The sequence below is a fragment of the Aquabacterium sp. genome (assembly GCF_030652515.1).
In the GTDB taxonomy this organism is placed as follows: Bacteria; Pseudomonadota; Gammaproteobacteria; order Burkholderiales; family Burkholderiaceae_C; genus Aquabacterium.
Genome location: NZ_JAUSAR010000040.1, coordinates 1 through 26,881, shown reverse-complemented (window position 1 = coordinate 26,881; position 26,881 = coordinate 1). Strand labels below are relative to the sequence as shown.

General features: G+C 60.5%; 23 protein-coding genes. 11 read left to right on the top strand and 12 right to left on the bottom strand.

Features of this window, described 5'->3' with window-relative positions; genetic code table 11:
• Positions 1 to 164 precede the first annotated feature (164 nt).
• Genes Q7V20_RS05770 through Q7V20_RS05750 form a run of 5 tightly spaced genes read left to right on the top strand, consistent with a single transcriptional unit; the run spans position 165 to position 6,733 of the window.
• Complete coding sequence (locus tag Q7V20_RS05770) at positions 165 to 2,633, top strand: penicillin acylase family protein (protein ID WP_304788125.1); 2,469 nt, start codon at positions 165 to 167, stop codon at positions 2,631 to 2,633.
• Positions 2,634 to 2,673: 40 nt separating this feature from the next.
• The gene (locus Q7V20_RS05765; protein WP_304788123.1) at positions 2,674 to 4,314 is read left to right on the top strand and encodes a cyclic peptide export ABC transporter; all 1,641 of its coding nucleotides are present in this window, start codon (positions 2,674 to 2,676) and stop codon (positions 4,312 to 4,314) included.
• 58 nt (positions 4,315 to 4,372) lie between these two features.
• Positions 4,373 to 4,672 carry an iron uptake protein gene (locus tag Q7V20_RS05760; protein ID WP_304788121.1) on the top strand — a complete coding sequence of 100 codons (300 nt, stop codon included), beginning with the start codon at positions 4,373 to 4,375 and terminating at the stop codon, positions 4,670 to 4,672.
• 20 nt (positions 4,673 to 4,692) lie between these two features.
• Positions 4,693 to 6,420, top strand: coding sequence for a PepSY domain-containing protein (locus tag Q7V20_RS05755; protein ID WP_304788119.1), 1,728 nt, complete (start codon positions 4,693 to 4,695; stop codon positions 6,418 to 6,420).
• The gene (locus Q7V20_RS05750) at positions 6,413 to 6,733 is read left to right on the top strand and encodes a DUF3325 domain-containing protein (RefSeq protein WP_304788117.1); all 321 of its coding nucleotides are present in this window, start codon (positions 6,413 to 6,415) and stop codon (positions 6,731 to 6,733) included. Before Q7V20_RS05755 ends, Q7V20_RS05750 begins: the two co-directional genes overlap by 8 nt.
• Positions 6,734 to 7,215: 482 nt before the next feature.
• Here the strand turns inward: Q7V20_RS05750 and Q7V20_RS05745 are convergent, their stop codons facing one another.
• Complete coding sequence (locus Q7V20_RS05745; protein WP_304788115.1) at positions 7,216 to 9,648, bottom strand: GGDEF domain-containing protein; 2,433 nt, start codon at positions 9,646 to 9,648, stop codon at positions 7,216 to 7,218.
• A gap of 416 nt (positions 9,649 to 10,064) precedes the next feature.
• Between Q7V20_RS05745 and Q7V20_RS05740 the strand changes: the two genes are divergently transcribed.
• A complete protein-coding gene (locus Q7V20_RS05740) occupies positions 10,065 to 10,331 on the top strand; it encodes a hypothetical protein (RefSeq protein WP_304788138.1) in 267 nt (88 codons plus the stop codon).
• Between the two features lie 38 nt (positions 10,332 to 10,369).
• On the opposite strand, the gene Q7V20_RS05735 is transcribed toward Q7V20_RS05740, so the two are convergent.
• Complete coding sequence (locus Q7V20_RS05735; protein WP_304788113.1) at positions 10,370 to 12,928, bottom strand: response regulator; 2,559 nt, start codon at positions 12,926 to 12,928, stop codon at positions 10,370 to 10,372.
• Between the two features lie 60 nt (positions 12,929 to 12,988).
• Positions 12,989 to 14,164 carry an AraC family transcriptional regulator gene (locus tag Q7V20_RS05730; protein WP_304788111.1) on the bottom strand — a complete coding sequence of 392 codons (1,176 nt, stop codon included), beginning with the start codon at positions 14,162 to 14,164 and terminating at the stop codon, positions 12,989 to 12,991.
• Positions 14,165 to 14,365: 201 nt separating this feature from the next.
• Between Q7V20_RS05730 and Q7V20_RS05725 the strand changes: the two genes are divergently transcribed.
• Together Q7V20_RS05725 and Q7V20_RS05720 are read left to right on the top strand one after the other, a co-directional pair.
• Positions 14,366 to 15,403, top strand: coding sequence for an AraC family transcriptional regulator (locus Q7V20_RS05725; RefSeq protein WP_304788109.1), 1,038 nt, complete (start codon positions 14,366 to 14,368; stop codon positions 15,401 to 15,403).
• Between the two features lie 966 nt (positions 15,404 to 16,369).
• The gene (locus Q7V20_RS05720) at positions 16,370 to 18,310 is read left to right on the top strand and encodes a methyl-accepting chemotaxis protein (protein WP_304788107.1); all 1,941 of its coding nucleotides are present in this window, start codon (positions 16,370 to 16,372) and stop codon (positions 18,308 to 18,310) included.
• A 19-nt stretch (positions 18,311 to 18,329) separates the two neighbouring features.
• On the opposite strand, the gene Q7V20_RS05715 is transcribed toward Q7V20_RS05720, so the two are convergent.
• The 4 genes from Q7V20_RS05715 to Q7V20_RS05700 form a co-directional block, all read right to left on the bottom strand.
• A complete protein-coding gene (locus Q7V20_RS05715; protein ID WP_304788105.1) occupies positions 18,330 to 18,659 on the bottom strand; it encodes a hypothetical protein in 330 nt (109 codons plus the stop codon).
• A 409-nt stretch (positions 18,660 to 19,068) separates the two neighbouring features.
• Positions 19,069 to 19,458, bottom strand: coding sequence for a 4-oxalocrotonate tautomerase family protein (locus tag Q7V20_RS05710; RefSeq protein WP_304788103.1), 390 nt, complete (start codon positions 19,456 to 19,458; stop codon positions 19,069 to 19,071).
• A gap of 23 nt (positions 19,459 to 19,481) precedes the next feature.
• Positions 19,482 to 19,898, bottom strand: a complete 417-nt coding sequence (locus Q7V20_RS05705; RefSeq protein WP_304788101.1) for a MarR family winged helix-turn-helix transcriptional regulator — start codon at positions 19,896 to 19,898, stop codon at positions 19,482 to 19,484.
• 346 nt (positions 19,899 to 20,244) lie between these two features.
• Entirely contained in the window at positions 20,245 to 21,396 is a 1,152-nt protein-coding gene (locus Q7V20_RS05700) for a putative zinc-binding metallopeptidase (RefSeq protein WP_304788099.1), read from the bottom strand.
• A gap of 65 nt (positions 21,397 to 21,461) precedes the next feature.
• Between Q7V20_RS05700 and Q7V20_RS05695 the strand changes: the two genes are divergently transcribed.
• Entirely contained in the window at positions 21,462 to 21,782 is a 321-nt protein-coding gene (locus Q7V20_RS05695) for a 2Fe-2S iron-sulfur cluster-binding protein (protein WP_304788097.1), read from the top strand.
• On the opposite strand, the gene Q7V20_RS05690 is transcribed toward Q7V20_RS05695, so the two are convergent.
• From Q7V20_RS05690 to Q7V20_RS05680, 3 genes are read right to left on the bottom strand one after another with little or no spacing between them, the layout of a single operon-like run.
• Positions 21,771 to 22,556: an alpha/beta fold hydrolase gene (locus Q7V20_RS05690; RefSeq protein ID WP_304788095.1), complete on the bottom strand. Its 786-nt coding sequence runs from the start codon at positions 22,554 to 22,556 to the stop codon at positions 21,771 to 21,773. The two genes, Q7V20_RS05695 and Q7V20_RS05690, sit on opposite strands and share 12 nt — an antisense overlap.
• Positions 22,553 to 23,638: a M14 family zinc carboxypeptidase gene (locus Q7V20_RS05685; RefSeq protein ID WP_304788094.1), complete on the bottom strand. Its 1,086-nt coding sequence runs from the start codon at positions 23,636 to 23,638 to the stop codon at positions 22,553 to 22,555. The genes Q7V20_RS05690 and Q7V20_RS05685 overlap by 4 nt, the downstream gene beginning before the upstream one ends.
• A 38-nt stretch (positions 23,639 to 23,676) precedes the next feature.
• Positions 23,677 to 24,132 (bottom strand): hypothetical protein, encoded by a 456-nt coding sequence (locus Q7V20_RS05680; protein WP_304788092.1) that lies wholly within the window; start codon positions 24,130 to 24,132, stop codon positions 23,677 to 23,679.
• A gap of 163 nt (positions 24,133 to 24,295) precedes the next feature.
• On the opposite strand from Q7V20_RS05680, the gene Q7V20_RS05675 reads away from it, so the two are divergent.
• Positions 24,296 to 25,561 (top strand): glycerophosphodiester phosphodiesterase family protein, encoded by a 1,266-nt coding sequence (locus Q7V20_RS05675; protein ID WP_304788090.1) that lies wholly within the window; start codon positions 24,296 to 24,298, stop codon positions 25,559 to 25,561.
• 252 nt (positions 25,562 to 25,813) lie between these two features.
• Here Q7V20_RS05675 and Q7V20_RS05670 read toward each other — a convergent pair whose 3' ends face one another.
• Positions 25,814 to 26,071: a DUF1488 family protein gene (locus tag Q7V20_RS05670; RefSeq protein ID WP_230181177.1), complete on the bottom strand. Its 258-nt coding sequence runs from the start codon at positions 26,069 to 26,071 to the stop codon at positions 25,814 to 25,816.
• A 160-nt stretch (positions 26,072 to 26,231) separates the two neighbouring features.
• On the opposite strand from Q7V20_RS05670, the gene Q7V20_RS05665 reads away from it, so the two are divergent.
• On the top strand, positions 26,232 to 26,501 hold the full coding sequence (locus Q7V20_RS05665) for a cysteine-rich CWC family protein (RefSeq protein ID WP_304788088.1): 270 nt from the start codon (positions 26,232 to 26,234) through the stop codon (positions 26,499 to 26,501).
• A 41-nt stretch (positions 26,502 to 26,542) separates the two neighbouring features.
• Here Q7V20_RS05665 and Q7V20_RS05660 read toward each other — a convergent pair.
• Positions 26,543 to 26,881: HU family DNA-binding protein (locus tag Q7V20_RS05660; protein WP_304788086.1), on the bottom strand; the 339-nt coding region annotated here is incomplete at its 5' end.

Genomic DNA, 26,881 nt, shown 5'->3' with positions numbered 1-26,881 from the left:
CAGGTCGGGCTTGCTGGAGATGACGCCTGCTTGGCCTGTTTGTTTAGGGCCTTTGCCCGGTTAATCGGGCGTGCTGAACAAAATGGGCTCGATTCCGTCTACCAATGTCGGGGTGCCGAATGAGGGTGCTTCAAACGAATTTTCCCGGTTCATTGGAGAGAGGCATGCGCGTGGGGTTTCGCAAGATTTCGATGGGATGGCTGGCGTTGTCGGTTCTGGCCGGGCCGCTGTCATGGCAGGGCGTCCATGCCCGCAGCGCCGGTGCACAAGAAAGCACCGAGGCCAGCTTCGTGGATGTCCGGCGGACGACCGATGGCATTCCGCACATCCGGGCCGAGAACTGGCGAGGCCTTGGCCTGGGTCTGGGGCACGTGCAGGCGCAAGATGCCTTGTGCACCTTGGCGGAAGCGTTTGTCACCTACGAAGGCCGGCGCTCGTTCTTCTTTGGGGCCGAAGCGCATCCGCGTCACAACTCGACCTTTGGCCGTGGCCGCAACCTTGACCTGGACACGTTTTTCCGAGGATTCGTGGACGCCCGCGCCGTGGCGGCTTACCGATCACAGCAGTCGCCTGAGGTGCTCGATGCGCTGGAGGGATTTGCCGAGGGATACAACCGCTCACTGAGCGAGCAACGCCAGCAGTTTCGCACCAAGCGGGCGCGGCCCTGCCTGGCCGAAGCCTGGGTGCGGCCAATCACGTCTGATGACCTTTTGCGCCGCCTGTACGCGGCCGGTCTGGCCGCGGGCTATGCTCATTTCATTCCAGAGATGGTCAACGCCCAACCACCAGGTGCGCAAGCCACGGCCCTCACGAGGCCCTTCCCGCAAACCTCGACCATTGGCGAACGGCCTGGCATTGGCAGCAATGTGATGGCATTTGGCCGCGAAGCAAGCGGTGAGGGTGGTGTGCTGTTTGGCAACCCCCACTGGTACTGGGGCGGGCCAGACCGGCTTTATCAAGCCCACCTCACCATCCCCGGCAAGCTCAATGTTGCTGGTGCGGCATTCCTCGGTGTGCCCGTCATCATGATCGGCTTCAATGCCGATGTGGCCTGGTCGCACACCGTCTCCAACGCCATCCGCTTCAGCCTCCATGGGCTGCAGCTCGATCCCAAGGATCCGCTGAGTTACCGCGTTGATGGGCAGTGGCACCGGATGGAAATCCAGAACATCGTGATCCCGGCTCGGGGCGAGGATGGCCCGCCCACCATCGTCGAGCGCCAGGTTTACCGTACCCGCTTTGGACCGGTCATCAACCTGGGTGGCCAATCCCCAGCGCTGGGTTGGACGCAAGACACGGCCGTTGCGATCCATGATGTGAATGCAGACAACCACCGCGTTTTTCAGAACTACCTGGACTGGAACAAGGCCCGGTCCCTCGACGAGTTTGTCGCGCTTCAGAAACGGGCCTTGGCCATGCCGTGGGTCAACACCGTGGCCATTGGTCGGGGCGATCCCCGGGTCTGGTACGGCGACATCGGGGCCGCGCCCAATGTGCCGGACGACCTTCGCCAAGACTGCCGGACGGACCTGGGGGACGCTTTCGGGCAGATCGATGCCAAGACGCCGTTTCTGGACGGCAGCCGCTCAGCTTGCGGCTGGCGGGTCGATCCTTCGACACCCCAGGCCGGTGTCATGCCGGCCCATCACATGCCGGGCCTGTTTCGACAGGACTATGTGGCCAACATGAACAACAGCCATTGGTTGGCCAACCCGCGCCAGCCCCTGACGGGCTACGCCACCTTGCTGGGCGGCGAGGGCGAGGCCTTGTCCCTGCGGGCGCGCCATGGTCACGTGATCGTCGACCATGTGCTGAGCAGGCGTTTCACCTCTTCCGAGGCCTTGGTGCGCTCGCTCAAGCAAGACGTATTGACGGAGCGCGACTTCGCGGCGGATCAATTCAAGGGGCAGTTGTTGGCAGGGGCCTGTGCCCAAGACCACGTGAAGCTGGCAGCGAACCCTTCGGACGGGCCCGCCGATGCGGCGCCGCGCGATGTCAATGTCCGTCGCGCCTGCCAGGTGCTGGCGCGGTGGGGCAACACGGCTGGGCCGGATGACCGTGGCGCCTTGCTGTGGGCCGCATTCTGGGACCGGCTCGAAGCCATTCCCACAGAGGAGTTTTACGGGCAGCCGTTCCAGGCAAGCAGCCCCTTGAGCACGCCCGCCGGCCCACGGGCAAGCGATCCCAGGGTGGCCCAGGCCCTGGCGGCGGCCGTGGTGCAATTCTCCCAGCAAGGGCGCCCGCTCGATGAACCGCTTCGCCACCGCCTTTTTGTCAATGCGGGCGGATCAAAAGTCGCGTTGTTCGGTGGTTGTGGCGCCGGGTACTTCACCGTGGCTTGCGGCGAAGAAGCGCACATGCAAGGCCATCTTGATGGGCGCAGCCTGGCCAACACCTACCTGCAACTGGTGCGGTTCGGCGCGCAGGGCGTCGAGGCCGACACCCTCCTGGCCCACGGGCTGGATGAGGCCGCGGTGGAGGGTGGGCCAGGGGGGCAAAGCATCCGGCGCTATGCGCGCCAGCAGTGGCTCAGGATGCCCTTCACCGAAAGCGCCATCGCCAGGCACCTCGTGCAGCGGCAACGCCTGAAGGTGCTTGGCACGCCAGCGCCTGTTAAACATCAGCGTCCATGAACCGTCTTCTCCAGCAACATCCCACCAAATCGAGGTCTCCGTGCTCATTCATCTGATCAAACGGTCGCGCTGGCTGTTGTTGGCGGCCTCAATGGCCAGCACCGTGTCCGGGATCTGTGGCGTCTTGTTGGTCATCCAGATCAACGCGGCCCTCACGGCCACGGATGCGGAGCGTGCGCAGCTGGTGTGGTCTTTCTCCGCCGTGGTTCTTGGCGCGCTGATCTGTGGGATCTGGTCCAAATTGCTGTTCGAGTTGCTGCGCTTGCGCGCCATGGCGGAACTCCGCCAGTTCGTGTCGGGGCGGGTGATGGATGCACCCATGCGCTTGTTGGAGCAATTGGGCGCCGCCAGGGTGCAATCCGCCTTGGCCGACCACGTGACCGACGTGGCGCGCTTCTTTGTGAGCGTTCCCAACATCCTCACCAATGGCGTGGTCGTGGTGGGCTGCTTGCTGTACCTGGCGATGCTGTCTCCTGAGGTCTTCCTGGTGGCCGTCGGCGTGATCGTTCTGGGGTCCGCGGGTTACCTGTGGGCCCAGCGCGTTGCCGCACGCCACCTGGATGCGGCGGCCAAAGAGCAAGACCGGCTGTTCGGGCACTTTCGAGCCCTGACCGAGGGTGCCAAAGAGCTGCGGCAAAACCGCCAGAAACGCAACCGTTTCGCATCCACTGTGCTGGGAACATCCATTCACAGCGTGACCCGGCATCGGATGCGTGGCATGGCCATCTTCGAGGTCGCCGCGGGTTGGGGCAATTTCCTGATTTACGCCTTCATCGGGCTGGTGTTGTTTGTCCTGGTCGGGGACATGCCGGACAAGGCCCGTGTCATGACGGGCTTCGCGCTTGTTTTCGTGTACATGGTCACGCCTCTCCAAAGCCTCCTTGATTGGTTGCCCGAGGCCAACCTGGCCAGGGTGTCTTCGGCCCGGATTGCAGAAGTGACCCAGCGCATGGTGTCTCAGGAAACGACGGTGGCCCCGACCAAGGGCCATCGCTTTTCCGCCATCGAGCTCAAAGCCCTGAAGCACCGGTATTTCCACGAGCAAAGTGGTGATTTTTTCGAACTGGGGCCCATCGATCTCCGATTCACGCCAGGTGAAGTGGTGTTCCTGGTGGGCGGCAACGGGAGCGGCAAGACCACTCTGGCCAAACTGATCGTGGGCTTGTACCCCCAGGAATCTGGCGAACTCCTGCTCGACGGGGTCCCGGTGGCCGACGGTAACCGGGACCACTACCGCCAGTTGTTCTCGGCCGTGTTCTCCGATTTCCACCTGTTCGATCAGCTCCTGGAAGGCGGCAATGCCGAGATCGATGAAGCGGGCAATGGCCTGATCGAGAAGCTTCACCTTCAGCACAAGGTGAAGATGATGGATGGTGCTTTCAGCACCCGGGAACTGTCCCAGGGTCAGCGCAAACGGCTGGCCTTGATCGTGGCTCACCTGGAAGACCGACCTTTTCTGGTGTTCGATGAATGGGCCGCCGACCAGGACCCCTTGTTCAAGCAGTTCTTCTACAACGAGGTGCTGCCGGAATTGCGCGCCTTGGGCAAGGCGATTCTGGTCATCTCCCATGACGATCGCTACTTCCACGTGGGTGACCGGGTGGTGAGATTGGAGAGCGGAAAAATCCTCTCGGTGGACGTGTCTGTTGGCGCCGAGTCAAAGTTGAGCCACTGTGCTTAAAATCTTCAGTGACAAAGCGGGCGCAGAAGGCTTCGACCCGTCAAGCAGAAAGACATCGATGAGTCTCGCCAAATCGCCTTCGCTTCCGGTCATCTCGCTGCGCGTGGCCGCTGCCCTGCTTGGGGGCTATGCCTTCACCTGGGGCTTTTCGGCGCTGTTGATCACGGTGCAGATGCATGTCGGTATTGCTTATGGCGATGCCTTGCAGCTGGCCATGCTGCTGGCTTTCCTGGTGTACTTGGCGACTGTGTGCTGGGCCTTCGCGGCTGCCAGCCTGGCGCGCGTGTGGTTGGTGCTGGCAGGTGGCGGTGCCACCATGACGGTCTTGGCATGGCTGCTCATGCCTGCCCTTGGCTGAGTCCGAAAGGGAATTTTTCAGTGTTTTCCAGTTTCCGCCTGTCCATGGCCTGGCTGCACACCTGGTTTGGCCTGGTGCTGGGCTATGTGCTGATGATCTGCTTCTTCTTTGGCGCGCTGTCCGTGTTCGACCGCGAGATCGACCGCTGGGCGATTCCCGAGTCGCGTTTCGAGGCCCAGCCCATGCCCAGCTTTGACGCTGTGCTCAAGCCTGTGTTCGACAAGCTTCGGGCGCATCCCGACGAAATGAAAGAGATGGCCGGCCGGGTGATCGGCGAATTGCCGCACCCGGACAAGCTGCCACTCGAAGCGCTCTATGCGTTCACCACGCACCGCGATCCATTGCTGGTCATCGGTGGCGACTTCACCATCCCCAACAAGCCCAAGGATGCGTCCGAGGACCACCTGCACGTGCATGGCTGGGGCACGATCGATCCCCGCACCGGCGCCTTCCTGCCGGAAGACAGGCTGAAGGTGGGCAGCAGCTTCTTCTACCCGATGCATTACAGCCTGCACTTGCAATGGCTGAACCTGGGCTATTGGATCGTCGGGCTGGCAGCGCTGGCGATGCTGGCCGCACTGGTCAGTGGCGTGGTGATGCACCGCAAGATCTTCCGCGAGTTTTTCACCTTCCGGCCCAAGAAGCACACGCAGCGCAGCGCACTGGACCTGCACAACCTGACCGGTGTCGTGGCGCTGCCCTTCCACTTCTTCTTTGCCTTCACCGGCTTGGTGATCTTCGCTGGCATCTACCTGCCGCTGTCCGAGACCATGCTCAAGCCGCTTGCCAAGCAACACGAGGTGCTGCAGGCCAAGCGCACCGGCTTGCCGCACGAGTCGGCCGGCATCGCCGCGCCCATGGCCAGCGTGGACGCCATGGTGGTGGAGGCCAAGCGACGCTGGGCGGCGCGCGACATGGCAGGCGAAGTGGGCCTGCTCACCATCACCCACCTTGGCGACAAGAACGGCTATGTCAGCCTGTTTCGCGCCGGCAGCGACCAGGTTGCGCTGGTGGGGCAGGGCGTGCACTTCAAGGCCAGCACGGGCGAGGTCATTCGCGAAGACCCGGTGCCCAACGCGGTGTCCAGCGTCAACGAGTTCCTCACAGGCTTGCACCTTCAGCACTTTCGGCACTGGCTGCTGCGCTGGCTGTACGTGCTGGGCGGGCTGGCGGGGTGCGTTTGCATTGCAACGGGCTTCATCTTTTTCGTGGAAAAGCGCAAGAAGCAGCATGCCAAGGCCGGCGGCCAGGCCAGCCGTGTGGTCGATGCGCTGGCGGTGACGGCCGTCACCGGCATGGTGATCGCCACCGTGGTCATCCTGGTGGCCAATCGATTGTTGCCGACCGATCTGGCTGACAAGGGTGGTTGGGAGCGCAACGCGTTCTGGGGCGCATGGGTGCTGGCGATGGCCCACGCTTTCTGGCGGGGTGCGCCCGTGGCGCAAGCACGCGTCAACCCTGCCTGGCGCGAGCAATGCATGGCGCTGACTGGTCTGGCGCTCGCCGCGGTCATTGCCAACTGGGTCACCACGGGTGACCACCTGGTGAAGACGGTGTTCACCGAAACTTATTGGCCGGTGGCGGGCGTGGACTTGAGCCTGCTTGTCACGGCCGCCCTGTCATGGATGGCTGTTCGCCGTCTGGCGCGCCGGGAGCAGGTCATTGCGCGGGAACGCTCGCCGACCGCCGGACTGCATGGGGGGCCAACGCAGGTGCGCACTGCGGGTGCGAAGGTGAGCAATGGCTGATTCAACGTCGATGTTCCTGAGCTTGGCCGCCGTTTCGGCCCTCTTGGGTTTCGCCTGGCTGGCGTTGGCCATGGATGTGCATTGGCAGCAGGTGCTGGGCAGCAAGGCACCTCTGGGCGTGAGTAGAGCAGTGCTTCGCACGCTGGGTGTGGGGGGGCTGACTGCATCGGCCCTGTTCTGCTTCCTCGCCGACCGGCCTACGATGGCCATCCTCGTGTGGCTGATGCTGCTGGCCGGCGGCGCGTTGCTGACCGCGTTCACGCTGGCCTGGCGGCCTCGTCTGCTGCGGGTGCTGTGGCCTTGGGGATCTTGATGTTGCGCAATGGGATCTGAGCCGCTTGCAATGCATCATTGATCGATGCGATGTCATTGGTCTGGTACTGCAAGTCAAGAGTGGGCGGAATATGCACGGATGACCTGTCCGCGAGGTGATTGGCTGGTACGAAAAGCTCAACTTCTTGAGAACGAAGAAGAATTCTACCCATCAGCACCCCACCAAACACGATGTCCTCTATGAAGTCAGTCTTCATAGGGGTTTTTTGTTTTGAGCTATGTACTGTTGCTATGTACTGTGAAAAACCCCGAGACTCTCTGGGAGCACCCAGAGATTGCGGGCCAACAATGGGCCTTCCGGGGCTCCCTTGGCACTCCTGACCTCAGAGAAGCTAATCGGCTGGCCGCTGCAAAGCTATCGGGGACCAGCGGGGCTTGTCTCGGCAATGTGGAGCTTGTTCCCCTATGTTGACCAACACGGAATGCAAGACAAGAAATCCGCATAATGGGAAGGCTAAGAAGTCAGGAATTCAGGGGCATGGTCAGTTCAGGTTGGTCGGCCAGCCTGACGCAATTTCGGCCCTGCGCCTTGGCTGCATAGAGCGCTTGGTCAACGCGCTCCAGTAAATGGCCCAGCGGCTCGCCCATGCGGCGCTCAGCCAACCCGGCGGAGAAGGTGACGGTCAAATCGGGTGCGCTGGGGCACAGGCGCTGTGCCGCCACCTGCCCACGCAGGCGCTCGCAGGCGAGCAAACCCTGCGAACCCGGCTCGGTGTCCGACAGGACCAAGAGGAACTCTTCGCCGCCCCAGCGGGCGATGACGTCGGTGTCGCGGAGCATGCGCTGCGCAGCTTGGGCAAAGCCAACCAAGGCTTCGTCACCCACCTGATGGCCACGGCTGTCATTCACCCGCTTGAAGTGGTCAAGGTCAATCAGCGCCACGCAGAAAGAGTGGCCAGAACGATCATGCCGATGGCATTCGTGCTCCAGGACATCTTGCATGCATTGGCGGTTGAACAGACCGGTGAGCGTGTCACGCATCGTCAGTTGCTTGACCTTCTCCGTCGCTGCGGCCAAGTCGCGCCTTTCCTTGCGGACCGCTTCCCGCCTCATGGCAAAGTTGCGCGACAGCCAGGTTAACCACGCCATGACGAAGAGCGTCATGGTCAGCACAAGTCCTTCGCGAATCGGCATGAAGTTGTCGGGCCTCGTGTAGAGCAACCAGCCGAACATCAGTGCAAACATCCCGATGGCGCTGGCGCCCACGAATATGGCCTGCCGAGGCCGCAGGTTGATGAAGCCAAACGTGAGCACCACGCAGGTCAATTGCAGGTCATAGGAGCGGGTCGCGGGCACAAAACCGTAGGCCAGGGTCAGCGACAGCAGGGCCCACAGCATTTGCGGAACCGCGATCGAGGAGTCCTTCAAACGCGCGGTAACTCCGCTGCGCACCAGTGCATAGGGAACAACGATGCCGATGACATTCAAGGCCACCAACACCATGCCGACCTTTAGCGGCATCATCCCGCTCGGAATGGCGTGCAAGATTTCGGCCAGCAGCACACAGAACCAGGTCGCCGCAGCGAGCAGGCACATGATGATCGCTTCACGCACCTTGGGCTCACGGCCGAGTACCCAATCCACCAGGCGGTTCTTGACCTCAGATCCCGATGAGGCGGGCAGCGCGGTCGCGGCTGAGGCCGGTGCCTCTGGCGTATCCTTCTGGATGACTGTCGGCGCTGGCGGTAGCAGGGCTTCAGCCAGTGGCGCAGTCGGCAAGGCCGATTGCGCGGCCGCACTGTCCGCGCGCTCCGCATCGGTCAGCGGCCTGAACGACTCGACCCGATCTCGCCCTGCGGCCTTGGCCCGATAGAGGGCCTCGTCGGCTGCGGCCAGGGCCTGCGCCAGACTAATCTCCTTGCGGTGCTCGCACACACCTGCCGAGAAGGTGACCTTCAACGACGGGTGGTGCTGCGACCAGTCGTAGGCATGCACCATGGCGCGCAAGCGCATCAGCGCAGCGTGCGCGTGGACAGGGCTGGTTTCGGGCATCAGCAGCAAGAACTCTTCCCCACCCCAACGAGCCAGTGAGTCTGTGCCATTTTGAAAGGCGGTTCGACCCAGGGCTGAGAACTGCCTCAGCACGGTATCACCCATCGCGTGGCCCAGTTCGTCGTTCACGCGCTTGAACAGATCAATGTCCAGCATGGCCACGCAACATTGCCGCCCCGTGCGATGCAGCCGACGATCCTCTTCCTCCAGAAGCCCCAGAATGTGACGACGGTTGTACAGCCCTGTGAGGCCATCGCGCATGGACAGTTGGCGCATTTGCTCAAGCGCTGCGGCCATGCCCTCCTTGAGTTTGATTTGCCGGCGGCCAACGGCTCTGGCTGAAGCGGAGACCAGGAGCAAGACCGGCACGAGCACGGCACTCAGCGAAAGGAAAAACAGTTCGTTGCCAAGACCAAGGCCTGTGGGATTCAACCACCACACCACCACCACCCCAACGACAGGAAGCGCCATGGCCAGGGCGGCGGCCACCAGGGTTTGGCGCCGAGCAAGGCGCTGCATGTCGAAGACGATGAGCAGGCTCAGCCACTCCATGACCACGCCACGAGTGACATCCATCACGGTGTAGGACAAGGCTACCAAGCTGATGCCAAACAGAAGTTGCGGATAGATCAGCATCGGGTCGCGCGAGCCCAATGCCACGCCGCGGCGCAGCAACAGGTAGAAGGTACCCAGTCCCACCACGGCATAACCACCCACCAGCGCGGCTTGCCAGCGCAGCACCAACCCCAACTCCATCGCGACGATCAACATCGTCATAGCCACGGTATAGGGCGGCAGCGTCAGCAGCAGGCGCTTCATGCCACTGCGTTGGAGATCACGGCGATTTGACGCCTCGTCCGATTCTCCGGAGCGCGCCTCTGGCCAGATGGTGTTGATGATCAAGGATTTACTCAATGAGGGCAGAGGGAGAGCAACGTCGGTCGTCCTGGCCGTTTTCGGCCCATTTCAAGGCATCTTGAATCGGACTCTGTTCCCATCCGACGCACAAAGCCAGTCAGGTTGGCACGTTGTTCCCGCATCTCTGGCGACCTAAGATTGCCTGAATTCAGCCGGGTGACACGATGGCAACATGTGATGGCCGGACGCATACGCCGCAAAGACGATGCTGGGCGCTTGAGGCGGCACAAGGTCTGCGGCATCCTGACGCATTCGAGTTTGGTGGTGAGCGGGGAAGGCGTGCCACTGGGGCCGTCGCAGCGCTCACCAAGGCATCGCCTTGGCAGGCTGCTGAAATAGCTACCAATCCAAGTCCACGCCAAATTGACGTTTGCCAGCTTTGCTGGTTCATTGGCTTGTCGATGAACGGTTCGGTGTGGGCGCCCAAGGTGTTCACCAAGAACCGTGAGCAGTTGATCGAGCGAGATTCGGTTGTGGCTTTCATGTGGCATGGCCTGTTCCAGCGCTGTCGCGGGCAGGAGCACGCGCTGGCAAAGGTGCCGGATTGCGCGAAGTGGCAGCGCATGCGCATCAAGGGTTCGCGTAGCCGGGCTTTGCCCGCCCTTGAACCCGTGGCTTCGGGCGCCGTTTACGCCTTCAGATTTCAAAAGAGGCCTTTCATGAATTGAGTAACTCACGGTCACTTTCGCGGAAACTGTCTGATCGCTCAATGCCGTACCCACTTCAGCAACGTGTCGACTAACACCTCTGCCAAGAAAGGCTTGGTCACCATGTCGATCATGCCGGCTTGTTGACATTGCTCCCTGTCCTCAGGCAATACTGCTGCGGTCATGGCAATGATGGGCAGGTTCTGGGCTTGTGGCAACTGTCGAATAAGTCGAGAGGCCTCCAGACCGCCCATCGTGGGCATGTGCATGTCCATCAAGATGGCGTCGAAATAGCCAAGTGCAGTGCTTTCCATGCATCTCACGGCTTCATCGCCATTGTCCGCGGTCTCCACGTTCAAGCCTGCCTGTTGCAAGAAGGCCTGAGCCACCATTTGGTTAAGGCGGTTGTCTTCGACAAGTAACACGCGACGGCCATGCAGAGACAGGCCTCGTTGCTGTAGCTGGTCGAGGGATGACACATCTGAAGGGCGAGCCTCTGCCACGTCACCCATTAGGCGCAGGGCCCGACGCAACGCGCCAGGTAGCACAGGGTGAGTCAGCAACACATCCGACGTTTTGTCTCCAAGGATGTCAACCATAGGTTGATGATCGAATCCCGGCAGTAGATGGATAAGCGGGACGCGTTCGCCTCCGTGTTGACTCAATTGGCCTCTCAGGGTGCGAAGAGTATGTGCGGTGCTGGCATTCACCTCACACCAATCCACGATTACCAAGTCGAATGCTGAATGCTCATCAGCGCTTCTCGCAATGCAGTTGCAAGCCATCTCTAGACTGTTGGCAACAGTGATGGTTTGATTCATGGCCTTGAGATGCTGACGCCTTCGCCCCAAGCTTTCAAGATCATCACCAATCAGCAGTAAACGATACTGTGGCAGAGGCTGTGATGCTTGCGGTACAACAGGAAAAGGTACCGAAAACCAGAACTCGCTGCCTTGCCCGGGGCAACTGTCGACGCCGATTTCGCCCTTCATCATTCCCACCATTTTTTTGCAGATTGCCAAACCCAGGCCTGTTCCACCGAAATGTCGGTAGACAGAGATTTCCCCCTGCGAGAAAGGCACGAACAGGGATTCGAGTTGGGCAGATGCAATGCCAACGCCTGTATCACGCACTGAGAAACGCAATAAGCCGCTGTCAATGTTGATCGTCAACCAAATACCGCCTTGGTCCGTGAATTTGATTGCATTGCTGACGAGGTTATTGAGGATCTGAGAGAGCCGCAGAGGGTCACCCACGATGTGCGTCGGCATGATGGGGCAAAACGCTATATCGAAGTGCAGCCGCTTTTGTTCTACCTGTGCGGAGAACAGGTCGGCCGTACGTTGCAGCAGGTTTTCCAAGTCGAATTCCATCTGCTCCAGCCGCATTTGGCCGGCCTCCACCTTGGAGTAGTCCAATACATCATCGAGAATATGCATCAGCGCCAGGGTCGAGTCATACACTCGTTCAATGTAGTCATTGGCCTTCGGCGGGAGCGGCTCATCCAGCGCCAACCTTGACAGGCCGACGATAGCGTTTATGGGTGTACGAATTTCATGGCTCATGTCAGCCAGGAGTGCGCTGGTGGTGCGCGCGGCTTCCTGCGCCGCATTGCGCGCATTGACCAGAGTTTGGTTCAGAAGCTTTTGCTCGGTCATACAGCGCAGCAACTCCTCAATACGCGTATGAGCGGCTCTGATCAGCGTGATATCAATGATGGAGACATAGAACCCCAGGACTTTTCCTGACTCATCGGTGTCCGGTCGGTACTCGGCCTGAAAATGCCGCGATATGCTGTTGTCCCCATCGGGCAGCGTGTACTCGAACAACTGCGGTATGCCGCGCAGGGCCTTGAGGATGTGGTCATGATGAATAGCGTACGCCTTCTCGCCAATGGCCTCGCGAACAGACATGCTTGGCAAGACATCCTGTTGAACGTCGAACCAATTTTGGTGCGTGCGGTTGCCATAGCGAACGCGCTGTGAGGCATCCCAATAGCCAAGCAAGCTGGGGGCATGATCAAGGATGTCTTGTAGATCGTGCTCTCGCTGGCAGATGGTATTAGCCTCATCATCTACGCCGGTGGCTGTGATCACTGGGCAATCCTGGCACGCTCCTTTGCGCAACTCGTTCAACAGGTCCGAACCCGTCGTGTCACCCAGTTGTTTGTCTATGATGATGCGCCCAGAGTCATCAAGGATGGGTTGACCATAGGGGGAGGCTTCGAACAAGCCTCTGAAAGCCAACTCCAATTCGAGGCGTTCGCTGATATTGACCACTGAGGCCAACTCCAGCGTGCCTTGCGGTGTGCACAGGGGGGTGAGCCGCCTGATTTCTACTGTAAACGCGTGCCCGCGGGCATGCTTCGCATACACCACGCGACTGGCATCGAACTGTTCCTGTAAATCGACATGAATCTGGCGAATCGTTTCAGGTAACAAGGCTTCAAATGGCCCATTCAATATCGCATCAACTGGGTAACCGAACATCTTGATGAACGCATTGTTTGCCGCAACGATCATGCCGGCCTGATTTACCAGAACAAAGCCATTCGGAGCCGCATGAAAGGCGCGCGCGAGCTGTTCCAGTGATGAGCGAGACTGCTGATCATTGACCATGAAATCCTCGCGGACAGCGCAGGGCACGGCACCAATAAGTACGATGCATAGCCAACGTCTCTAACCCAGGCCACGCTGGCGCCGCCATTCTTTTGGCGAGCACCCGGTCCATTTGAAGACCGCCCGTGCGAAATTGGATGAATCCGCGTAACCAACGGCAATGGCTACCTGCTTGATGGAAAATGCTGGATTGGCGAGCATGTTCTCACTGTCCATGCGGCGAACCCGATACCGTCCGCCATGGCAAACTATGTGGGCCAGTACCAGTGCTGAAAAATCGTTCACGGTACCGATCTGCAGCATCTCCAACTCGCAGAGCTCAATGGATGGTTGCCGGCTCACCGAATGGGCGCTTGCGATGGGCTCATCAAGCATGCTGGACGGAAAGCGAATCTGGGCCGCGGGTTTGTTGAAGTGGAAACGGGGCAACCTGGTCCTGTACCGGGCATAGGCTGCAGGTTCCGCGTAAGGCGCCCAAATCTCGCACGTCCAGTCATTCACGTCCGGATCCGAACCTTGCGGTTTGGCAAAAAGGCTGCACAACTCGATCATGACCATATCAAGCATGAAGTTGCACAATTCCTCCGACAACAGCATGTTCTCGCGAAGCGAGATGACCACCTGTTCATCGTCCATGAAGACGTGCGGAATGAAAGCCCCGGTCAACCTTACGTGAAAATGGCGTTCATTGAAGGCGAATGCTTCGCGTAGATTGGCGCAATTCGTGGGCCCATATCCAACAAAGCCATGTTTGATGACCTTGCTCCGCAGCCCCAGCTCGTAGGCGAGCCCATCCAGCGGCTGTAGCTGGCGGGCATTGACGAACATGGCACGGTACTGAAGCAACGCAATCCTGCCCAACTGATTCTGCAGCATGGCGCGATCAAGGTGTGTGTTCTTCAGAAGATCCGCTTCGCTCATCCCCCTTTCAACCAGGGCATTGAGTAGTGTCAAGCCGTACGAGGTCGGAATCGTCACCGAAGGTTTGAGAAATTTCGTAGACATTGGATGCCCTGGCTCACCAGTCTCTTTGCCAAATGCCAAAGCCGATGCAGGCGCCCTTACCGTAAGATGCGTTGGTTGCGACGGCAGCGAATGCGTATCGACAAACGGATATTGGGCATTCAATGAGGTCGAACTAAAGCCGTCATATACGGCTTGATGGTTAGGTGCCATCCCTAGAACAGGGCCTTGGGCGCCAACGAGACTGCCAAGCGCATGGATGCTGATCGGCAAGCGTGTGTCCTCATGGTCTGAAAAAGGAATAAGAGATCCGCAGCCAACTCCAACAGGGGCGATGGCGACATGAACGATCCGCGATTCCTAAAGCATATGAAGACGGTGGCGCGTGCACATTGACTTGATGGCTCAAGTTTTTAACAATTTCACGCTATGCATGTCTCGTCCCCCACCAACTACGACAACGCGAGGATGGGTATGGAGCGCGTGCACGTGAGGAATCGCGTGCTCGGCACGGTGCCTATCGCCCTATTACGTCTGTTGACTGACTATTTGAAAGCTGCGGGACATAACCCGAGTCAGCTGTGGGGGGGCGCAGCGTGGGACGCTGTTTGCGACGACCACTTGGCACCTGTTTCAGCGGAAGAATTTTGCCAACGGCTGTTGCGTGCCGCTGAATACTTGGATGATCCGCTGCTGGGCTTACATCTAGGACAGTTTGTCCAGCTCTCGCATTTGGGGGCGATGGGCTACGTTCTGCAAACTTGTGAAAATCTCGAAGCGGTTTTATTACGCGTCCATCGCTATCACCGACTTCTGAACAACATCAATCCAGTGGAACCTCGAATCGAGGGTGATCATCTTGAGCTGCAATGGGGAATTGCACACGGCAAGCCCGGCGCGCTGTTCGATGAAGCAGGTATCACATCATTCGTCGAAATCGGCCGCAAGCTTTTCGACGACAGGCATGACTTGGTCGTTGCGGTTGATTTCGTGAACCCGCCTCCGCTTGACACAACACCGTTCACCGCCTATTTCAAGTGCCCCGTGCGTTGGCACCAGCCCATCACGCGCTTGGTGACGCGGTTGGCGTGGTTGCAAACGCCCTTGCCTAAAGCGGATCCTCTCCTGCTTCGCTTGATGGAGGCACAAGTTAACCACAAGTTATCGACATTGCCGATCGGCGAAGATGGCGAACTGCGCCATCGCACTGCGCAGGTTGTCATGCATCTGGCTCAAGGCAGCATCCCCCAGTTGGATCGTGTTGCGCAAGCCCTTCGTTTATCTCCAACCGTTTACGCCCGCGAGCTGGCGAAAGCCGGGTTGAACTTTCGGGAGTTGCGCCAAGATGCGTTGCGTCAGCTGGCCGAGGGTCACTTGCTCGAAGGACGACTTTCCATCGCGGAAATCGGCGTGCGACTAGGTTACACACAGACCAGTGCGTTCACCCGCGCGTTCAAGAGCTGGACCGGCGCTTCACCACTTCAATGGAAGCAAAAAGCCTCTAAAAGTTGAGATGGCCGCCAGCCAGCCATCGGCCTCACACGACGCGTGATGCGTAGCATCGCCCTCTAAGAGCAATGCGCGATTGGCGCAAATTGACCGTCCATCAAGCTATGCTCTACTGTACGAGTCTTGCAAGAGGGCCTGCGCTGCAGGGGAACAGCTAGGGGAACAGTGGTGGTTTGACTTTGAAAAGCCAAGCTGCATCGGGGCTTCATTGAAGTGTTCAATCCCCATCAGCTCACCATATTCAGGTCCCCCTATGAGGCATGTTCTCCTAGGGGAATTTTGTTTTGGGCTGTGTATGGTTGCTGTGTATTGTTGAGGGTTAGGGATGAGCAAGGAAGCCGCTGAAGTGAAACCGTTACCCGGCGTGGTCCGCGTACCCCAGTCCTCTCACGGGAAGTACTGGAAAAGAAACCCAACCTGGGAGGCAATGACCTTCATCCTTCGTGCTGCCTCCGCCGTGATGCTCCTGTTGTCTGCTGGCGCGGCTCAAGCAAGTGTCACGCTCACCTCCCAGTCGGAATGGGGCCCTTCAGCCTCCTTTGAGACTGTTGCCGTTGACACCACAGGCGCATCCGGCTTTGTGGTCGGTGTGTTCTCCGGTGAGGGGTCACCGTCGATCGTTGGGGGTGGGAGAACAGTGGTGCCTTTCGGTGACATCAAACCCCCAGCAGTGCCCGAGTCAGGAACCTTTGCCCTCATGGGACTCGGACTGGCTGCCTTGGCTGTGAGAGTCCACAAGGCCAAGGCCAGGTAATCAGGGGAGTGAAGCGCCCCGACGCTGTTCCCTGCGGCCGATGTGGCTCCGAGATGAATGCGCCGTAGTGGTTGGAATTCCTCAAGTGCACGAATGTGCACTCAACAAACTCGGCATTTCGGTCGATATGGCAATGGCGTGCAGGGATAGCCTGAGCACGCGCGGCGTCCATGCGTTGCTAGCCATTCAAAACAACGATCCACCGAAAGCACTGAATGATCAAAAAAGCACTGACGATCCGCGGTCGGTTTGCATTGCTGCTCACGATCTGTGGGCTGGCCATCTCCATTCCCGCCGGGTTGTTGAGTTGGCGTTACATCCACGAGGTGCGCATCGCGCAGCGCGAGGTCGCCGGGATGGCGCCAGCGCTGGCTTTGCTGGAAGTGATTCGTGTCGTGCAGCAGCACCGTGGTCTGTCAGCGGTTTTGTTGGGCGGGGATGAGGGTGCTGCGCCCAAACGCGTTGCCAAACAGGCTGAGATCGAAAAGGCCATGACTGCATTTGCCGCCCATGTGACGGCCGATGGTGCCGAGGCATCGCGATTGGGCGCCGCCTGGAAACTCGACGTCAGCAAGTGGCAAGAAGTCAGTCAGGCGGTGGCGGACAAGCGCATCACCGGCCCGGAGTCTTCCGCGCGCCACACGGCGATGCTGGCCAGCATGCTGCGAACGTTGCGTGGGGTGGCTGATCATTGGGGGCTGTCCTTGAGCGCGGAACCATCGGTCTATTTCTTGACACTGGGCACGCTGGCAGACGCGCCAAGCATGATCGAAATGATGGGGCAGACGAGAGCGCGCGGCGCCAACTTGCTGTCCACCAAGCAGGCACTTGATCCCGCCGACAAGGCGCGCTTTGAGTCCTTGCAGATCCGCATGCGCAGCGCCTACGAGGACATGCTGTTGACCTTTGAGAAAGGCGCGACGGCGCATGCACAGTCGCGTGGCCGCATTGATGACGTGTCGAAGAGGCTTAACGAGCTGGCTCAAACAGGCATTGGCCTGGCTCAGACGCATGTGTTGCAGCCAGCGGTGCCCAGCTATCCAAGCGCGGCGTATGTTGCCGAGACTACCAAGGTCATTGATGCCATGTACGAAACGCTGTGGCAAGCCATGGCCTTGCTGAAGGAATCATCCGAGCAGAATGCCACCGATGCACGCAACAGCGCCATGGTGGCCATGTTGCCCGTGGTGCTGTTGTTCATGGTAGCCGCCGCTTTTGCTTTGCGGACGGGGCATTCCATCCGGCGCGAGCTGGGTGCCGAACCCTTCGAGTTGCGGGCGGTTGCGCGCAATGTGTCGAAAGGCGATCTGTCATCCCCGATTGAGCTGGCCCAAGGCGACGATCACAGTGTGATGGCCGCTATCCGACAGATGCAGGTATCGCTGACGCAGGTGGTGAGCTCTGTCCGTGGGAATGCAGAAAGCGTGGCCACGGCCAGCGCGCAGATTGCCCAGGGCAACCAGGATCTGAGCCAACGCACCGAGCAGCAGGCGAGTGCGCTGCAGCAGACTGCCGCGACCATGGATGAGCTGGGCAGCACCGTGAAGAACAATGCCGACAATGCGGCGCAAGCCAATCAGCTTGCGCAGGATGCCTCCTCCGTGGCGGCCAAAGGCGGCGACGTGGTGCGCGAGGTGGTTCAGACCATGAAGGGCATCAACACCAGCTCGCGCCAGATCGCTGACATCACCGCCGTCATTGATGGCATTGCCTTCCAAACCAACATCCTGGCTCTGAATGCCGCGGTTGAAGCGGCGCGGGCAGGCGAGCAAGGCAGGGGCTTTGCCGTGGTCGCGGGCGAAGTGCGCACGCTGGCCCAGCGCTCGGCAACGGCCGCCAAGGAGATCGGTGCGTTGATCGCCGAGAGTGTGGCGCGCACCGACCAGGGGGCGGCACAGGCAGATCAGGCCGGGCGCACCATGCAGGAAATCGTGACATCCATTCGCCGAGTCACGGACATCGTGGCCGACATCAGTTTGGCCAACACCGAACAGAGCAGTGGCGTTGGGCAGGTGGGGCAGGCCGTCTCACAAATGGACCAGGCCACTCAGCAGAACGCCGCGTTGGTGGAGGAGTCGGCCGCGGCTGCCGAGAGCCTGCGCCAGCAAGCGCAACAATTGGTTCAGGCCGTGGCGGTGTTCCAGCTGGCCAGATGATCGTGACTGCTTGAAGAGGTCACGCGTCGGCGTCGTCTTCCAGCCCACTCAAGCGCTCGGCCTCATCCAGGGCCGCCATCAGGCATTCCTGGCTGGCCTGGGCTCCCTCCAGGTGGTCATCGGACTCAGCCCTGGCCACGATGGCCGCATCGACCGCCGCCAACAGCGTTTCAAGCACCGGCCTGAGCGCTTGCGGGTAGGGGTGGGAAATGATGATGGATTCAATGGCCGCGTGGTACATCCGCTGGTGGCCCCCCAGGTTTTGCAGTAGGGCAACGAGCTCGCTGTTCTGGACGGTTAACTGCGCGATGTCCTCTTCGAGCTTGTCGATGCGTTCTTCGGTGGTCATGGCGTAGTTTTCATCGTGGATGAGGCGATGGTAGTGGCAAGCCGACCTCACGTTGGTGAGGGTTGTGCCTCAGTCTCCACAGATTGCAAAAATACTGTATAAAATACCAGTATGAAAACGCTGCTTGGAAATGACTGGATTGACTGGGGGGTGGACCTCGCCTTGGCCGTGGCCATGCTGGGAACCCTGGTGTACCCATGGTAGGCCTGGCAGTGTCTTCCCTGTGTCACATGACAGGACCACGCTTGAGAGCCCTCGGATGTAGATTCAATATCAAAAAGGAGCCCAGGATGAAACCCACGCCCCGTAGTTCCTTCCTTGTGCGTCTGTTAGGCGACTTTGTGGTCGACATCAGTGCCGCATTGGCATTGGCGGGGACTTTGATCGTGATGTGGGTTGGATAGCCCCATCAATGCTGATACCGGAACTCCTGAGTCAAGCCACCATACCCATAGGCGGCGGCCCGAACATCTTGCACATAGATGTAGCTTTCTTCATGCACGTTGCCAAGGATGCGGGCGAACTCGGAAAACGCTTCCCGGATGTACTGTTCCTTCTCTGACTTCGTGTTCGTTTCATCGGTGATTTTGATGTCGAAATAGAAGCTGCTCTTGCCTTGCTGGGACAGCGGTACCCCCGCAATGATCCAGCTGTCCGGGCTGACATAGTCGATGGCGATGGCGGTCACCTCCGGCTTTTTCTTGAGAATACGGCTGGTCAATTCGATCAGCGTGGCGGCAATCTGAGCTGTGAGCTCGGGCGATTTCTCGGCTGCGATTTTGACGTTCAGGATGGGCATGGTGGGGACTCCAGAAAACGAACTCACTTCAGGGCAGAGCGCACGCCACGGATTTCTTTCACAACCCCCTCAAACGCATCCTCACCCAGCAGCTGCTTGAGTCGCTTGGTGACTTTGGCGCTGGCCTCATTCAGCTTGGCCGCGATGGCCACGGCCTTGGCGGTGGGGTAGACAGCGGTTTGACGCGCGTCATGGTCAGTGGCTTGGCGGGTGATCATGTTTTTGGCGGCCAACCCGTTCAAGGCGCGGGTGGCCGTGGGCCTTGAGATCGCCAGCGTGTGGGCCAATTCAAACTGAAGTGCGCCAGGCTCTGCAAGCACGGCGCGCAGCATGAAGGCTTGTGGGGGCGCGAGGTCAAATGGCTTGAACGCCAGCGACCATTCGCGTTCCAGGCGGCGGGCCAATGCCGCGGTGTTGAAGTACATGCAGTGATCAAACATGCCCTCATCCTACCGTCAAATGGTTAGCTATGCAACCATTAAGGGCAAACCACGCGCTGGTGTTCTATCAAAGCGCGGTGAGTTCATAGAACGCAGTTGTAAAGCCTCTTTGAGAAACCGAGCATTACTGTATAAAATAACAGTATGGATGCGCAGATCAAAGACACCTGGATTCAGCGTTGCGCGCAACGCATTGCCGAGCTGCGCCCCCAGTTACGCCCCCGCCTGGCCACGTTGGTGGCGGTTGAACTGTGGCAGGACGAAAGAGGGCACATCCCACCTGAAGAATGGGCGGAGATCGAGGTCGATACTTGGGGCACGCAGGGGCAGTCATCATCGGCGCAGGCTAGCTTCGGGCCCCATGAATCACGCAGTGGATGAAGTGCAGTTTGGTGACCACTTCGCGCGACAGCACAAAGGGGTAGAAGTCTGGCTGACCCATGCTGCGAGACATCTCGTTCATCACGGCCGTCAGGCCCACCCAGTCATTGAGCAGGGCCAGGAATGGCGGCCCCTCTTCGCCGAGGTCTGCTTTCCAGAGCACATCCGCGCCAAAGGGTTCGGTTTCCAGTCCGATCTGCGTGAGGTCGATGCCGAAGCTGGCGGCCGTGTCGGCGGTGTCCACCATGTGCAGATAGTGGGCCCAGGTTTCGGCCCAGTCCTCCCAGGGGTGGGTGGATGCGTAGGCGCTGACGAAATGCACGCCCCAGTCCAAGGGGGCACCGTTCTGGTAGTGGGCTTTCACGGCTTCGTCGTAGTCCTGGCGCTCGTCGCCAAACAGGGCCCGATAAGGTTCCAGCCAGTTGGTGTGGTCTACCAGGCGGTCCCAGTAATAGTGACCGACCTCGTGGCGGAAATGACCGAGCAGCGTGCGATAGGGCTCGCCCATGCTTTTGCGCGTGCGTTCGCGCGTGGGGTCGTCGGCCTCTTCCAGGTTGATGGTGATCAGGCCGCAGTCATGGCCGGTCAGAACGTGCGGCTCAGCGGGTTGTGAGCGCAGGAAGTCGTAAGCCAGGCCGCGCTCGGGATCTTCGCCCACCTTGGAGGCCACGGGCAGTTTCAAAGCGATCAGCTGAGACACCAGCCGCCGTTTGGCGGTTTCGGTGCGGCGCCACAGTTCCTGGTTTTCGGGGTTGGACAGATCGGGGATGGTGCGGTTGAGGCGGCAGGCCTGGCACAGCGTGACGCCATTGGCAGCCTGCGACTGCGGAATCAGCCAGTTGCACTCGGCCGCGCTGGCGAAATTGGCGCAACGCACGTACTGTTCGGCTTGGCCTTGGGGGGCGTTGGCGGCCACGAAGACATTGGCTTCCTGCCCGGGATCCAGTGGGATGACGCGCGCCTGAGTGGGTTCATAGCCCAATGGCGTTTGGCAGGCCAGGCAGACCGAGTTGCGAAAGAAAACGGGGCGTCCGCAACGGCACCGGTAAGCCCGGGATGACACCGGCTCATAGGCGTGGGGACTTTGGGTGGGTTGGGCTTGCAGGGTATCGTTCACGTTGTGTTTCCAGGGCGTTACATTGCTGCGATCGGCAAATGGCGTGCCCGTGTTTGGAGCGATGGATGGGCGAGGTCGGTGAAACAGCGTGGCATGAATTGCTCATTGAGCCCCTGGGCGTGCGCCTGCGGGTGTCGGCCGAACAGCCTTTGCTGGCCAGTGCACGCGCGGCAGGCATCGAGTTGCCCAGTTCCTGCCGCAATGGCACCTGCCGAACCTGCCTGTGCCGCCTGGTCCGAGGGCAGGTGAGTTACCGCATTGAATGGCCCGGTGTGAGCTTTGAGGAAAAGCGCGATGGCTTCATTCTGCCGTGCGTGGCTTATCCCATGTCTGACTTGGTGATGGACGCGCCCGGGGTCCGACGCGCGAACGCATCAGCGCCTTGAGCGGCTGGCCGAGTGCCATTTCCGAACTTGCGTGGCCACCCAGGGGCCGTCATCCAGCGGCAGGTCGTGGCCTGCGCTGGGGTGCTCGGCGAAATCGGTGTTCCAACTGGCGGCCAGTTGCCGGGAGCATCGGGGGTCGACCAGACCATCGCGTGCACTGCACAAAATCAAGGTGCGGGTTGAGGGGCCTTCAGTGGGGGCGGTGTAGCGCGCGGCAGCCCACAATTGGCGCAGGGCGTTGTCGCGCGAGACGGGGCATTCATCGCGGTAGGCGATCCAGTCCCGCACCTGCTGCTCTGGCTGGGGTGGGTGCCGGGTGGTGATCTTGAGGATGGCTTCTTCCCATTGCCGAGAGGTGCCGCCGAGCAAGGCGAGCTTGAGCATCAAGGGATAGTTGCGGGGCCGCAGGCGCCGGTAGAAGGGGCTGAAAGGGCGCATGCTGGTGTTGATCAGCACGCAGCCCTGGATCTCATCCGGATGGCCGAGCGCCCAGGCGGTGGTCACCATGGCGCCCAGCGACATGGCCAGCACGCGGTAGGGCGGCCTGATGCCCTGGCGAGAGAGTTCGGCCCGGCATTGCTCGGCCATCTCGGCCACGGTGGCCGGGCTGGTTTGGGCGCACAGGCGGCCATTGCCGGGCAAATCGAGTGGCACGATGCGGGCGCCCGGCAGGTGCTCGGTCAGCAGCTTGGGGAAGCCGCCCCAGTGCCTTTGTTCACGCGTGAGCCCGCGCAGCAAGACCCAGGTCTCTGGCGTCTGGGTGGGGCCAGTCATCCGTACCAGCGCTCGTGGGCGGCTTGGCGGTGCGCATCACGCGCCGGGCCTTGGGGCACCCAACTGGCGTGGCTGCTGGCGGCGTGGGTGATGAAATCCAGCCAGGCCATGTGCCGCCGCAGCACACGTTGCTGCCGGTGCTCGGCGAGGGGGTTGAAGATGCCTTGCCGGGAGAAGATCTGACGTGGGTTTTTCTTGATCCAAAGCCAGGAACCCATCTCCAGGGTCAGGGGCAACAGGGTGCGGCCCTCCTGGGCGCAGGCGCGCAGGTAGAGGTGGTCCCACAGGTCGCCATGGGTCAGGTACTGACGGCTTTGCGGCTCGATGACGTAGCGGTGGTGGGGGTAGGCCTGGTCAAAAATCTGGTTGAGTGCCAGCATCTCTGGCAGGTGCTTGATGGGTTGGGTGGTGTGGGCATGCGGAAACCAGATGCGGTCAACCATGCCGAACCCCGAATGGCAATCAATGGCCATGCTGAATCGGCGGCTGAGGAGCTCTTGCTCGACGACCTGGCACAGGGCCTGGCTTTCGACTTCCATCGCGGCATCGGCCGGGCCTCGGTACCAGGGCAGGGCGGGGCTGAGGCGCTGTCCGCCCAGCATGAAAGGCACGGGCTCGGTGGCGTTCACGGGGGCGTTGCGCATCAGGTCCACGCCTTGGGGGTTGGCGCGCGTGCCCGCCCACAAGCCCCCGGGGTTGACGATGGGCATGAACACCAGGCGGATGGATTCCAGCTGGCGGTGCAGTTGCGCGTCCCACTTCAGGCGCATGACGAGGCTACGCAGGTAGGCCATGACCACGCGCGAGCCAATGCGTTCCAGGCCATGCACGCCACCGAAGAAGCCCACGGCCGGGACATCCTTGCTGGGGTTGCCCAGGGTGATGGCCTGCACCGGAAAATGATGTGGGCCGGCTTGCACTTGGCACACCTGGCTGACTTCGACCTGCGGGCCCGCCTCGTCGAGGATGCGCTGAAGATCGGCCAGCTCGATGAGCGCAGCGGGCGCCTCATCGCCGGTCAAACGATGGGGCGTTTGAGAGGGGACGAAGCTGCGGCGATCCAGGCGAAAGAGCTTGGCCATGGTGTTGCTCGATTCAGTCCTGGCATGAGCCGAATGGCTCATTCACCTTTCTTGGGGCGGCCGGTTTTCAGCGGGACCAAGCCTTCCAGCACCAGCTTCAGTTTGGCGTCGGGCAGGGCGGACAGGGCATGGAGCCCGGCGCGCAACAGCTCGCTCTTCTTCGTGGGGCGGCGGAAGGTCAAGGCGCGCTCTTTGAGCGAGTTGATCAGGCTGAAATCGGCGCGCGGCATGGTGAAGCTGTCGCGCACCAGCTTTTGCTTGACCTTGGCCGGGCTGCTGATCTTGATGGGGGTGGTGGCCACCACAGTGGGCTTGGCGGCGGCGGTGCGCGGGGCGGTTTTTTTGGCGGCGGGCGCCGGTGCTGCGACCTTTGCCTTGAGGGGCTTCTTGGCTGCCACTTTTTTGGCGGGTGCTGCGGCAGGCTTGGCGGCCTTGGTGACGGCCTTGGCTTCAGGCTTGGTTTTGGTGAGGGTCTCGGTGTCAGTATTGCTCATGATGACTGCTTGATGAATTGATATAAACGATTTATACAATAAATCAGGGCCGTGTCAACCGTGAATTTGGCGCCGAAATGATCAGGCCCTGTCACATGGTTGTCGGGAAGCCACGTGAAGAATGCGCAGGCATCAGAAAACCCTTCAATCAGGACTCGCCCACATGAACATCAAGCCCCACCGTTTGATCTGCTCAACGATCCTGGCCACTTCGATCTTGGTCGGCAGCGCTGCCTCGGCAGGCGGCCGCTCTGACGACGACAGGCCTCATCGCCATGGCGAGAAAACCAATGTGCAGGTGGGCGTGCGCCCCTTCTACCTGGTGGATGGCCTGGACGAGGGCAGGCTCAAAAGCCGATTGCAGCAATGCGAGGCCGGGCCGTTCTACCGCAGCCAGTTCTCGATCAGCCACCGTGGGGCCCCGCTGGAGTTCCCTGAGCACTCGCGCGAGTCTTACGAGGCCGCGAACCGGATGGGCGCGGGCATCATCGAATGCGATGTGAGCTTCACCAAGGATGGCGAACTGGTGTGCCGCCATTCGGAGTGCGATCTGCACACCACCACCAACATCGTGAACACCCCCTTGAATGCCTCGTGCACGGTGCCTTGGGCACCTGGTGGCCCGGCCCCCAAGTGTTGCACCAGCGACATCAGCTTGAGCGAATACAAATCCCTGAAGGCCAAGATGGATGCCAGCAACCCTGCTGCCACCACGCCCGCAGGTTACCTGGGCGGTACGGCCAATTGGCGCACTGATCTGTACACCGGCCGCCCCGCTGGCAACGTCGTGACTTTGAAAGAGCACATCGCCTTGATCAAGCAATGGGGCGTGTCGCAAACGCCCGAGCTGAAGGAGGGCGATGCCGCGCGCATCCAGGCTGTGTTTGGCGGCCAGGCGCAGTACGCGCAAAAGCTGATCGACACCTACAAGGACGCAGGCGTTGATCCTCGCAAGGTGTACGCGCAGTCGTTCAACATCAACGATGTGCTGTACTGGATCAAGCAGGAGCCTGCGTTTGGCAAACAAGCGGTTTACCTGGATCCGATCGAGCCCTCGCTCAAGATCGAGCGCATGAGCAAGGAGCGTTTGCGCGAGCTGAAAAAAGCGGGCGTCCAGATCATCGCGCCACCCATGTGGGCCCTGTTGGCGTTGAACGATGCCAACGAGATCGTGCCGTCAAGCTATGCGATGGACATCAAGGCCGCGGGCTTCAGGATCATCACCTGGTCGTTCGAACGTGTGAACCTGACCCAAGGGGCTGCGGGTCGGGGCAGTTACTACCAGTTCGACCCTGAAGGCAAGGCCATCAAGAAGGACAGCGACATGCTCAAGGCACTGGATGTGCTGGCCCGTAAAGTGGGTGTCGAGGGGGTGTTTTCCGACTGGCCTGGCACCGTCACTTACTACGCCAATTGCATGGGTTTTTGAAAGGCCCTTCTCGCGTCGAAAGTGGTTTGCAAGCGGCTCCATTCGGATGAACAATCGCCTTCCGCGAAGCGCCAGCACCATGCATTTGGCGCCTCAGTTCTGAGTCATGCCATGCGATTGAAAGGGGTTCACGCCATGAGACGCCAATCAATGAAGTCAGTGTTTGATCGCCTGCTGGGAGACTGGTGGGTGGATGCCGGTGTTGCTTTGTTCGTGATCGTCATGTTGACGATCACGCACTTGAAATGACGCTCACTGCACCAGTGGGAAGTCGTGCTTGGAGATGACCACCGGCTCGGGGCTGGCTTTGGCGACCTTGGCGCGCACGACCGCGTCGATCACCTCGGCGTGTGACTGGTAGGCGTACACCCAGTCTTGCGGGGCCGGGCCGGCCGCAAAGCGTTCTTCCAGGGCTTCTCTGGACACCAGCACGCGCACGCCACGGCCGCCCACTGGCACACGCACGATCACCGCGTCGCGTCCTGCATAAGCTTGCATCATTTGTTCCATGTCAATCCTCCATCAAAGCAAGGTGGCGACCATAGCTTTGCTGAAGGCCGAGCTGTAAGCCAATGCATCGAACCGAACGCCTTGCCTGGGCACGCCTGTCGGCACGCACACACCTGTTGCCGAAAGATACGTGGGCACGGGCATCGGCTAAAGTGCATCCATGACTTCGCCGCTCACCGATTGCCCCCTTTGCGCAGGCCCCAATGGCTGCGCGATGGCCGCTGGTGGGTCTGTGGACTCGCCATGCTGGTGTCGATCGGTGGTGTTCGGTGCAGAGGTTTTGGCACAGGTGCCGCAAGCTCAGCGCGGACAGGTGTGCATCTGCGCGCGGTGTGCCTCATTGGTGGGCACACAAAGCGCTTTGCCTGGGAGATCCGAGGATACCCAGGGTTTCCCCACAGGGTTGTCCACACCTTCGGTGGATAACTGACAGGGTGCGGGGCCCGTGGCGAGCCCCGCACCTCAGGTCAATCAAGCCTTCTTGGCTTTCTTGGCGGCAGCAGCCTTCTTGGCCGGGGCCTTTTTGGCAGCAGCCTTGGGGGCGGGTGCTTTGGCAGCCTTGCGGGCGGCGGCCTTGGGATCCACGGCCGCCTTGAAAGTGGCGCCAGGCGTGAACTTGGGCAGCTTGGCGGCGGCGATCTTGATCTTGGCGCCGGTGCTGGGGTTGACGCCGCTGCGTGCAGCGCGGGCGTGTTGCTTGAAGGAGCCGAATCCAGGGATCGTCAAGGAGTCGCCTTTCTTGACGGTGGAGACGATCACGTCCAGCAAGGTTTCCAGGACGCGACCAGCATCGGCCTTGGTCAGGTCATG

Coding starts and splice junctions, on each gene's coding strand:
- Q7V20_RS05770 (WP_304788125.1), top strand. CDS start 165: ATGCGCGTGGGGTTTCGCAAGATTTCGATGGGATGGCTGGCGTTGTCG.
- Q7V20_RS05760 (WP_304788121.1), top strand. CDS start 4,373: ATGAGTCTCGCCAAATCGCCTTCGCTTCCGGTCATCTCGCTGCGCGTG.
- Q7V20_RS05750 (WP_304788117.1), top strand. CDS start 6,413: ATGGCTGATTCAACGTCGATGTTCCTGAGCTTGGCCGCCGTTTCGGCC.
- Q7V20_RS05740 (WP_304788138.1), top strand. CDS start 10,065: ATGAACGGTTCGGTGTGGGCGCCCAAGGTGTTCACCAAGAACCGTGAG.
- Q7V20_RS05735 (WP_304788113.1), bottom strand. CDS start 12,928: ATGGTCAATGATCAGCAGTCTCGCTCATCACTGGAACAGCTCGCGCGC.
- Q7V20_RS05725 (WP_304788109.1), top strand. CDS start 14,366: ATGGAGCGCGTGCACGTGAGGAATCGCGTGCTCGGCACGGTGCCTATC.
- Q7V20_RS05720 (WP_304788107.1), top strand. CDS start 16,370: ATGATCAAAAAAGCACTGACGATCCGCGGTCGGTTTGCATTGCTGCTC.
- Q7V20_RS05715 (WP_304788105.1), bottom strand. CDS start 18,659: ATGACCACCGAAGAACGCATCGACAAGCTCGAAGAGGACATCGCGCAG.
- Q7V20_RS05710 (WP_304788103.1), bottom strand. CDS start 19,458: ATGCCCATCCTGAACGTCAAAATCGCAGCCGAGAAATCGCCCGAGCTC.
- Q7V20_RS05705 (WP_304788101.1), bottom strand. CDS start 19,898: ATGTTTGATCACTGCATGTACTTCAACACCGCGGCATTGGCCCGCCGC.
- Q7V20_RS05695 (WP_304788097.1), top strand. CDS start 21,462: ATGGGCGAGGTCGGTGAAACAGCGTGGCATGAATTGCTCATTGAGCCC.
- Q7V20_RS05690 (WP_304788095.1), bottom strand. CDS start 22,556: ATGACTGGCCCCACCCAGACGCCAGAGACCTGGGTCTTGCTGCGCGGG.
- Q7V20_RS05685 (WP_304788094.1), bottom strand. CDS start 23,638: ATGGCCAAGCTCTTTCGCCTGGATCGCCGCAGCTTCGTCCCCTCTCAA.
- Q7V20_RS05680 (WP_304788092.1), bottom strand. CDS start 24,132: ATGAGCAATACTGACACCGAGACCCTCACCAAAACCAAGCCTGAAGCC.
- Q7V20_RS05675 (WP_304788090.1), top strand. CDS start 24,296: ATGAACATCAAGCCCCACCGTTTGATCTGCTCAACGATCCTGGCCACT.
- Q7V20_RS05670 (WP_230181177.1), bottom strand. CDS start 26,071: ATGGAACAAATGATGCAAGCTTATGCAGGACGCGACGCGGTGATCGTG.
- Q7V20_RS05665 (WP_304788088.1), top strand. CDS start 26,232: ATGACTTCGCCGCTCACCGATTGCCCCCTTTGCGCAGGCCCCAATGGC.